The organism is Micromonospora sp. 15K316, assembly GCF_004348525.1.
Classification (GTDB): Bacteria; Actinomycetota; Actinomycetes; order Mycobacteriales; family Micromonosporaceae; genus Micromonospora.
Genome location: NZ_SMKG01000230.1, coordinates 1 through 9,087 on the forward strand (window position 1 = coordinate 1; position 9,087 = coordinate 9,087).

At 74.0% G+C, this 9,087-nt stretch carries 9 protein-coding genes; 4 read left to right on the top strand and 5 right to left on the bottom strand.

Features of this window, described 5'->3' with window-relative positions; translation table 11 throughout:
- Positions 1-1,779 (bottom strand): TrkA family potassium uptake protein (locus tag E1211_RS27430; protein ID WP_132352346.1); only part of this gene is annotated, 1,779 nt, incomplete at its 3' end.
- A gap of 96 nt (positions 1,780-1,875) precedes the next feature.
- On the opposite strand from E1211_RS27430, the gene E1211_RS27435 reads away from it, so the two are divergent.
- From E1211_RS27435 to E1211_RS27445, 3 genes are all read left to right on the top strand, one after another.
- Positions 1,876-2,382 carry an MSMEG_6728 family protein gene (locus E1211_RS27435; RefSeq protein ID WP_132352348.1) on the top strand — a complete coding sequence of 169 codons (507 nt, stop codon included), beginning with the start codon at positions 1,876-1,878 and terminating at the stop codon, positions 2,380-2,382.
- Between the two features lie 38 nt (positions 2,383-2,420).
- Complete coding sequence (locus E1211_RS27440) at positions 2,421-3,950, top strand: FAD-dependent oxidoreductase (protein ID WP_132352350.1); 1,530 nt, start codon at positions 2,421-2,423, stop codon at positions 3,948-3,950.
- Between the two features lie 338 nt (positions 3,951-4,288).
- Complete coding sequence (locus E1211_RS27445; protein ID WP_132352352.1) at positions 4,289-4,732, top strand: HNH endonuclease; 444 nt, start codon at positions 4,289-4,291, stop codon at positions 4,730-4,732.
- Positions 4,733-4,810: 78 nt separating this feature from the next.
- On the opposite strand, the gene E1211_RS27450 is transcribed toward E1211_RS27445, so the two are convergent.
- The 3 genes from E1211_RS27450 to E1211_RS27460 form a co-directional block, all read right to left on the bottom strand.
- Entirely contained in the window at positions 4,811-5,584 is a 774-nt protein-coding gene (locus E1211_RS27450) for an enoyl-CoA hydratase/isomerase family protein (RefSeq protein ID WP_132352354.1), read from the bottom strand.
- Between the two features lie 147 nt (positions 5,585-5,731).
- Positions 5,732-6,148 carry a VOC family protein gene (locus tag E1211_RS27455; RefSeq protein ID WP_132352356.1) on the bottom strand — a complete coding sequence of 139 codons (417 nt, stop codon included), beginning with the start codon at positions 6,146-6,148 and terminating at the stop codon, positions 5,732-5,734.
- A gap of 35 nt (positions 6,149-6,183) precedes the next feature.
- Positions 6,184-6,582 carry a helix-turn-helix domain-containing protein gene (locus E1211_RS27460; RefSeq protein WP_207915530.1) on the bottom strand — a complete coding sequence of 133 codons (399 nt, stop codon included), beginning with the start codon at positions 6,580-6,582 and terminating at the stop codon, positions 6,184-6,186.
- A 183-nt stretch (positions 6,583-6,765) separates the two neighbouring features.
- On the opposite strand from E1211_RS27460, the gene mgrA reads away from it, so the two are divergent.
- Positions 6,766-7,755, top strand: coding sequence for an L-glyceraldehyde 3-phosphate reductase (gene mgrA / locus E1211_RS27465; protein ID WP_132352362.1), 990 nt, complete (start codon positions 6,766-6,768; stop codon positions 7,753-7,755).
- A gap of 237 nt (positions 7,756-7,992) precedes the next feature.
- Here the strand turns inward: mgrA and E1211_RS27470 are convergent, their stop codons facing one another.
- On the bottom strand, positions 7,993-8,937 hold the full coding sequence (locus tag E1211_RS27470) for a hypothetical protein (RefSeq protein ID WP_132352358.1): 945 nt from the start codon (positions 8,935-8,937) through the stop codon (positions 7,993-7,995).
- Between the last annotated feature and the right edge of the window lie 150 nt (positions 8,938-9,087).

Sequence of the window (9,087 nt, forward strand, 5' to 3'; positions counted from 1 at the left end):
GGGGAGGCTGTCCCGCGCGGGCGGGGCCGGCGGGGCGCAGTGCCGGGTGAGCCAGTCCAGCCCGCCGCGGCGGGCGACCACCGTCAACCGGTCGCCCGCGAAGATCACCTGCCGGGGGTCGAGGTCCTTCCACCAGATCGTCCGCCCGCCACCGGCCGGCGTACGGGCGATCAGCCGCACCTGCCCCTCCCGCGAGACGACGTCGAGCGGTCGCCCGTCGAGCTCCGACCCGGCGGCGACCGGCACCTCGGCCACCGGCAGCGCGTGCCGGCCGACCGGGATGGTGGCGATGACCGCCCGCTCGGTCAGCGCGCCGGTGAACGCGGGCGCGGCCAGGTAGGAGACCGACCGGGAGACGCCGAGGCCGAACGCCTCCTCGACCCGCTCGGCGAAGTCGTTCTCGAAGAGCCGCAGCACCACCCGCAGGTCGGCCCGGGTCTCCCGCGCGGCGAGCGCCGCCTCCAGGTTGGCCACGTCGTCGGTCGACACGATCACCAACGCCTGGCAGTCGGCCACCGAGGCCGCCTCCAGGGTCTCCGGCTGCGCGGCGTCGCCGACGATCAGCGGCACCTCCAACTGCCGGGCCAGCGCACCGCCGCGCGGCTCCGGGTCCTTGTCGATCGCGACGACCTCGACGTCGTACTCGCGCAGCTGCGCCATCACCCGGGTGCCGACGTTGCCGAGGCCGACCACCACCACGTGACCGGAGCGGTGCGGCTGGAGCCGGCCGGTGTGCAGGGCCAGCCGGGCGTTCACGATCCCGTCCACCACGACGGCGGTGATCAGCGGGATCAGGGCCAGCCCGGCCAGGTTCAGCACGACCTGCATCACCTGGGCGTCGGGCGACTTGGAGGTGTCCGGGTCGGCGCCGCTGAGGGTGGTGACCAGGGTGACGTAGAGCGCCTCCGCGGGCGAGACCCCTTCCGCCTGGGCGATCAGCGCACCGAGCACGACGACGACCGCGAGGACGAGCATCGTCGCGATACCGATCTTGCGGGTGGCGAAGCCCCGTACCGCCCGCAGCAGCACCGCGACGGGCCGCCGCCGACGCCTGGCCCGGACCAGCTTCCGCGCCGCGATCTCGGTGCCGGGCGGCTGCCCCGTCGCCTCGGCGAGCACCAGATCGGCGGTCGACGGGTCGGCCGGGAGCAGCAGCACCCGCTGCGGGTCGCGCCGGTCGGCCAGCCCGCAGGCCACGTCCTGCTCCCGCACGTCGGCCCGGCGGGCGACCCGCAGCGTACGGCCCCGATGCTGGAAGTGCGTGGGGTCGACCTCGCCGAGCGCCGCCGCCACGAACGCCGGCGCGGCCATCTCGGCGTCGGAGAGCACCTCGACCGGGGCCTGGAGCAGGGTACGGACGCCGTCGGCGAGGGTGCCGTTGAACATCCGCAGCACCTGCCGGACGTGCTTGTCGACGGCCTGGGCGCAGAGTGCGGCGTGCAGGTTGCCGACGTCGTCCTGGTGCAGCAGGGCGAGCCCGGCCGCGCCCGCCAGGTTCGCGGCCCGGAAGGTCGCCTCGTCGAGCCGGTCGGAGCGGACGAGGCGGACGCCCCGCAGCGTCGCCACGTCGGCCCCGTTGGCGCGGTACCGCTCCGGCACCACCACGGTCACCCGCGCCCCGCCGCCGGGCAGATCGCTCTCCAGCAGCGCCTTCGCCACGTAGTAGGCCAGCGAGTCCCGCCCGCAGACGACGTAGTGCGGGCGGGGATCACCGGCGGGCCGGAGCCGCCAGTTCCACTCGACCGCCCGTCGCGCCCGATCCCGCCACGGCTCCCCCATGTCCGGATCGTAGTAAGAACGACCGGGCCGGGCGAGGCCATCCGGTTCGCGCGTGGTGCAGGCATGGCGGCCCGGGCTGCGGGTAGAACAGCAGCGATGCAGACCTTCCTCCCGTACCCGGACTTCCTGGCCAGCGCCCGGACGCTGGACCAGAAGCGGCTGGGCAAGCAGCGGGTGGAGACGATCCAGGTGCTGCGCGGGCTGACCTGGCCGACGTACGGGTGGCGCAACCACCCCGCGGTGAAGATGTGGGCGGGGTACGAGGAGGCGCTGACCCGGTACGGGCTGGACATGTGCGCCGTCTGGGTCGAGCCGGGACGGGCCGACACCTGTGCCGTGACGATGACCCGCGACCTCGCCGCCGCCTGCGGCATCGGGACCGTACGGGTCCAGGCGGAGCTGGCCGCCGCCGGTGAGCTGCCACCCTGGCTGGGTCGCGAGGACCTGCACCTGAGCCACCGCTCGTCGCTCGTCCGTAAGGACCCGGAGCACTACCGCCCGCTCTTCGGTGACGTCCCACCCGACCTCGAGTACGTCTGGCCCGGCTCGGACCGGGAGCGCCGCTGCCTCACCCCCGACGTCCCGGGTGGCACACCCGCCTGACGCACCGCGTCGCAGCCGAGGCCGGAGGAGGTCACGCGATGGCACTGTCGCGGTTGGCCGGTCGCCTCCTCGGCGTACGTCGGCACCTCGTCGACCCCGGCGGTGGTGGCCCGCCCCGGGTGCCGCACCCGGTCGCGACGGTGGTGGTCGGGGGCGGGATCGCCGGCATGTCGGCGGCCGTGGTGCTCGCCGAGCGCGGGGTGCGGGTGACCGTGCTGGAGTCCGCGCCCACCCTGGGCGGCCGGGCGGGGGCCTGGCCGGAGCCGCTCGCGGACGGGGTGCAGCAGGTGGAGCACGGGTTCCACGCCTTCTTCCGGCAGTACTACAACTGGCGGGCCGTTCTCCGCCGGATCGACCCCGACCTGCGGTTCCTCCGCCCGGTGCCCGGTTACCCGATCCTCGCCGAGCGGTGGGCGACCGAGGAGTTCGGCGACCTGCCCGCCGCGCCGCCGCTGAACCTGCTCGCGTTGCTGACCCGCAGCCCCAGCCTGCACCTGTCCGACCTGCGGCGGATGGACCGGGACGCGGCGCTGCCGCTGCTCGGGTACCACCCGGTGCGCACGTACGCCGAGCTGGACGGGACCACCGCCGGCGAGCTGCTCGATTCGCTGCGGCTGCCGGACCGGGCCCGCGCCATGCTCTTCGAGGTCTTCGCCCACTCGTTCTTCAACCACGAGTCGGAGATGTCGGCCGCCGAGCTGGTCGCCCAGTTCCACTTCTACCTGCTCGGCAACGGGGAGGGGCTGGCGTTCGACGCGCCGGACGAGGACTACACGACGGCGATCTGGACGCCGCTGGCCCGGCACGTCGAGCGGCACGGTGGGCGGGTGCTGACCGGCGCGAGGGTCACCACGCTGCACCGCACCGGCGGGGGCTGGCGGGCGCTGACCGACGGCGGCGTCGGGTACGAGGCCGCGCACGTCGTACTGGCCGTCGACCCACCCGCGCTCGCCGCGCTGGTCGACGCCGCACCGGCGCTGGCGGAGCAGGCGCCACGGCTGGTGGCCGCCGTGCCCGCGTTCGGCGCGCCCGGCCCGCCCTATGCGGTGGCCCGTTACTGGTTCGACGGGGACGTACGCACCGACCGGCCGGTCTTCAACGGCGTCACCCGGCAGTCCACCCTGGACTCGGTGACGCTCTACCACCGGTTGGAGCGGGAGCCCCGACGCTGGGCCGAGCGCACCGGCGGCAGCGTCGTCGAGCTGCACGCGTACGCCTGCGAGCCGGGCGTACCCGCCGTGGAGCTGGCCGAGCGGATGCGTGGCGAGCTGGCGACGCTCTGGCCGGAGGTCGCCGGGCTGTCGGTCCGTGAGCTGCGCGCCCGGGTGGAGGCGCGGGCACCTGCCTTCCCCCCGGGCGGTCACGCCTGGCGGCCGGGGGTACGCACCGACGCCGACGGCCTCTACCTCGCCGGTGACGGAGTCGCCACGGAGTTCCCCAGCGCGTTGATGGAGCGCGCGGCGGCGACCGGCATCGTCGCGGCCAACCACATCCTGCGGGCGGAGGGCGCGGCGGCCGAACCCGTCCACTCGGTACGGCCGCTCGGCCTGTTCGCCCGGCGGCCGTGACCGTCCCGTCGGCCCGGCCCGGCGCAGCACGCTATCAGTGGCCCCGCGCGGGAGCCGGCGGCCTCGCCCTGCGCGAAATCCGTTGCCCGGTTCTCCCGGGCGGACCTACCGTGATCGCGCAAGGTCAACCGCCGCTCCGGGAGCCGTCCATGTCGATGTCGCACGTCACCACCGTGCCGTCGTGGCTGCTCGCCGGCGGTTACCGAGCCGAAGACCCCGGGGACGGTCGACCCGACTGAGGTGCCTGCGCACACGTCGAGCCGCCCGTTCCGCCTCCGGACCGGGCGGCTCTTTCGCTGTCCGGCCTCGTTCGTCCGCCACCGTGGAGGGAGATTCCGGTGAATGCCGTCCTCGTCGTCAACGCCGACCTCGGCCCGCTGCACCGGGTCACCATCCAGCACGCCATCCGGATGCTCTGCCGGCGGGTCGCCGAGATCCACGAGGCCGAGCCGGACCAGCTGATCGGCGTCTTCCCGATGCCCCGGGTGGTCCGCCTGGTCCGGTACGTGGTGACCCGGTGGCGGTTCAGCGCCGGGCCGACCTGGTCACGGGCGGGGGTGTTACGGCGCGACGGCCGCTGCTGCGCCTACTGCGGTGGGTCGGCCGACACCGTCGACCACATCCTGCCCCGCTCGCGGGGCGGTCGGAACACCTGGCGCAACACGACCGCCGCCTGCTACCCGTGCAACCAGCACAAGGGCGACCGTACGCCGGTCGAGGCGGGCATGCCGCTCCGCCGGGAGCCGGTCGTCCCGAGCTGGGCGGCGCTGGCCGGGCGGTGAGTGGACCGGCCGGCGGGAACGGGGGGCCGCGTCGGGGGTGACCCCGGCGCGGCACCCGCCGGCCCCGGCCCGCTCAACTCAGTCGGGGTGCGGCGGCGTCCAGGCGAAGCGGGGCGTACGCCGCTCGCGGACGGCCGCGATCCCCTCCCTGGCCTCGCCGCTCTCCGCGACCTTCCGGTGCCACCAGGCGATCCGGGCCGGCCCGGCCCGGTCGTCGACGATCTCCTTCGCCGCGGCGACGCTGATCGGCGAGCGCTGGGCGATCGTCGCGGTGATCTCGGCGACCCGGGCGTCGAGACCCGTTGCGGGGACCACCTCGTCGGCGAGACCGATCCGCAGGGCCCGCTCGGCGTCGATCAGTTCGGCGGTGAAGAGCAGGAACTTCGCGGCGGACGGCCCGACCAGGGCGGTGAGCCGCCGGGTGGTGGGGGCCGGGTAGACCAGCCCGAGCCGGGCCGGCGGCACGCCGAACCGGGCGTCGGCCGTGGCGATCCGCAGGTCGCAGGCGACCGCGAGCTGGCAGCCCCCTCCGACGCACGCGCCGCGTACCGCCGCGACCGTCGGCTTCGTGAACTCGGCGAGCCGCTGCTCGGCGGCGACCGCGATGCTCCCGTCGCCGGCAGCCAGCAACTCGTCCAGGTCGCCCAGGTCGGCACCGGCGCAGAAGGTGTCACCGGCGCCGGTGAGCACCAGCGCGCGGACGGCGGGTTCGGCCTCCAGCCGGTCCAGGATCGGCGGGAGCTGCCGCCACATGTCCGGGGTCATCGCGTTGCGCCGGGCCGGGTTGTGGATGACCACCGTCGCCACCGGCCCCGCCACCTCGACGACGAGTTCCGCGTCCGCCACCGTCATCCTCCCTCGCCGCCTGGTGCGAGAGACCTTAACCAAACGGTGGGCCGACGCGGTGCGCAGGCGTTCGGCTCCGCACCCGTTCCGGGAGGCGCGGTGGTGGCCGCGCCTCCCGATCCGCGGGTGCCCGCACAGCCCGGACGCGGCGGGTCAGCCCTCGCGCATCTGGCCGATACGGATCTTGTTGCCGAACGGGTCGCGGATCCCGAAGTCGATCCCGTACGACTTCTCGCTCGGCTCGTCCGTGATCTCGACCCCCTTGGCGACGAGCGTCTCGTACGTCTTGCGCGCGTCGTCGGTGGTGATGGAGAGCCAGCCGCCCATGGCACCCTTGGTCAGCAGCTCGCGGACCTGCTCGGCGGTCGCCGGGTCGAGGGCCGGCGGGCCGGGCTTCTCCAGCAGGATCTCCCGGCTCCTGTCGCCGGGGACGTTGACCGTGAGCCAGCGCATGAAGCCGAGGTCGACGTCGGTGTTCACCTCCAGGCCGAGCTTGCCGACGTAGAAGTCGAGCGCCGCGTCCTGGTCGAGAACGTAGATCGAGGATCGGGTGAGTGCGTTCAAAGTCATGCCCAAGACGCTAGAGGCCCACCCTGACCTGCTGCTTATCCAAAACTGCTGGGTCGGGTCCAGGCCTTGGTGAAGCAGGTCGGCACGTCCACGGGCGCCTTGCGCCGCCGGTACCCGGTCGGGGACTCCCCCACGATCTGCCGGAACGTCCGGCTGAAGGTGCCGAGGCTGCTGAACCCGACCGCGAAGCAGATGTCGGTGACGTCCTGGTCGGTCCGGACCAGCAGGTACATCGCCCGCTCGACCCGGCGGCGCTGGAGGTAGCGGTGCGGGGTCTCGCCGAAGGTGGCCCGGAACGTGCGGATGAAATGCGCCTCGGAGACGTGGGCGATGCGGGCCAGCGCCGGGATGTCCAGCGGGTCGGCGTACGCCCGGTCCATCGCGTCCCGGGCGCGCAGCATCGCCCGGTTCGACTCCTCGACCGCTCTGCTCACGGCCCTCCCCTCACCCTCGCGGCCAGGCTACCCACCCCGTGACCGCCCCGGCGGCCAGGCGCACGGGGGATGCTGAAGGCTTGACCGGCGAGCGGTCCGTGCCGACCGCCGCCACCGCCCGCCCACGATCACAGGAGTGCCGTGAACACCAGCTACCTCGCCGAGCCCGACCGGTACGGCGCCATGGAGTACCGCCGGACCGGTCGTAGTGGCCTGAAACTGCCCGCCGTCTCGCTCGGCCTGTGGCACAACTTCGGCGGCAACCGGCCGCTGGAGACCCAGCGGGCCATCCTGCGCCGCGCCTTCGACCTGGGCATCACCCACTTCGACCTGGCGAACAACTACGGCCCTCCGTACGGGTCGGCCGAGGAGAACTTCGGCCGGATCCTCGCCACCGACCTCCGCCCGTACCGGGACGAGCTGATCATCTCGACGAAGGCCGGCTACGACATGTGGCCCGGCCCGTACGGCGACCTCGGCTCCCGCAAGTACCTGACCGCGTCGCTGGACCAGTCGCTCACGCGGATGGGCCTGGAGTACGTCGACATCTTCTACTCGCACCGCTTCGACCCGGACACCCCGCTGGAAGAGACGATGGGTGCGCTGGACGCGGCGGTACGCGCCGGCAAGGCGCTCTACGTCGGCATCTCCTCGTACTCGCCGGCCCGCACCGCCGAGGCCGCCGCGATCCTCCGTGACCTCGGTACGCCCCTGCTCATCCACCAGCCGTCGTACTCGATGTTGAACCGGTGGATCGAGGGCGAGCTCCTCGACGTGCTGGAGCGGGAGGGGGTCGGCTGCATCGGATTCTCGCCGCTGGCGCAGGGCATGCTGACCGACCGTTACCTGGACGGAGTGCCCGCCGACTCCCGCGCCAGCGCGCAGACCTCCCTCTTCCCGGAGTGGCTCACCGAGGAGAACCTGGGCAAGATCCGGGCGTTGAACGGCATCGCCGGGCGGCGCGGGCAGAGCCTCGCGCAGCTGGCGATCGCCTGGACGCTGCGCGACCCCCGGATGACCTCCACGGTGCTCGGCGCGAGCAGCGTCGCGCAGCTGGAGGCGAACGTGGCGGCGCTGGAGAACACCGCGTTCAGCGAGGAGGAGCTGGCCGAGATCGACAGGTACGCGACCGAGTCCGGCATCAACCTCTGGGCCCGGTCCAGCGCCGGCTGACCCGACGCCGGTGGGTCGGGTCGTCGGGACGGCCCGACTCGCCGGCCGATCTCCGCTCGGGCCTCGGCGTGGGTGCCGGACCGCCGGACGACCGTGGCGCTGCTCCTCGTGGGTCGAGCGTGCGGACCTTGCCGTCCGCGCAGAGAACCCGGTTCAGGATCGCGCCGTGGGCGAGCCGCGTCGCTCCCCGCCCGGCCCGCTTCGCGGCAGCAGGACCGCCGGCGATGAAGGCGCGGCTCAGGACAGCGGGCCGTCGGTTCCCGCGGTCGCGGCGAGGCGATCCCGGATCAGCGCGATCACGGTGGCGGCGGTCCGGTCGAGGTGACTGCGGCCGTCGGCGAGCCGGGCCTGCGGACTGATGTAGCTGAGCGGGCCGACGTGGGTGGCCGGGTCGAGCCGGTGCACCGTGATCTTCCCTTCGCGGTCGGCGCGGTTCCACCCGCTTCCCCGGAACAGCCGCCACCGCTGCGGGAAGATCCAGGTGCCGACCCGTTCGATCCGGTCGCCGGCGCTGGTGAGCCGGTCGAGGTGCTGGGCGTGGCTGATGTCGTTGGCGCCGTTGTGGAACGCGCCGAGCGTGATCAGCCAGAGCGGGGAGCGCAGCTGGGACCAGAGCTCGCCGACCGCGCCGGTGGCGACCTGGGCCCCGCCGCTGTAACTGAGCAGCACCACGGGAATGCCGCTCTCCGGCTGGTACCCGGCGAGCCGCAGCTGCGCGGCGATCTGCGACCCGACCGCGCGGTTGTAGAGCGGACGGTACCGCCGATCGGCGGCGACGAAGATCTGCATCACGTTGTGCAGGAAGAGCAGCAGCCCGACCCGCCGGCGCAACCACCTCCAGACCGGCCGGTTGGCGAGCGGATTCGCCAGCGGAGAGTAGGGCTGGACCTGGCCCAGCACCCTGAGCTCCGGCGCCCCCGCGATCAGGCACTTGACCAGCCGGCCCCCGTCGCGGGTGTCGTGGAAGCGGCGCTTCCCGATGCCGTCCAGATAGACCAGGTAGGCGGCCGGCGGGCGGCCCGGGTCCGCGCCCCGGGCGTGCGGCATGCCCTTGGGGAGCGTCGTGGTGGGGGCCCGCCAGCCGGCGGCATAGGCCAGCACCTCGTAGCGGGCGAGCAGGGCTTCGGCGAGCAGGACCGGGCCGATCCCGGCGAGCAGCAGCAGGAGCGCGAACTCGATCATGTGAGCGGCTCCGGTGCCCGTCCCGCGCTCAGACGCACGACCAGGCGGCGGACGCCCTCGACGGCGACGCCGAGTCCGACCCCCGCGACGGCCACGCAGCCGGCGGCGCCCCACCAGCCGACCCCCGCCACCGTGGCGAGCGCGGTCGCC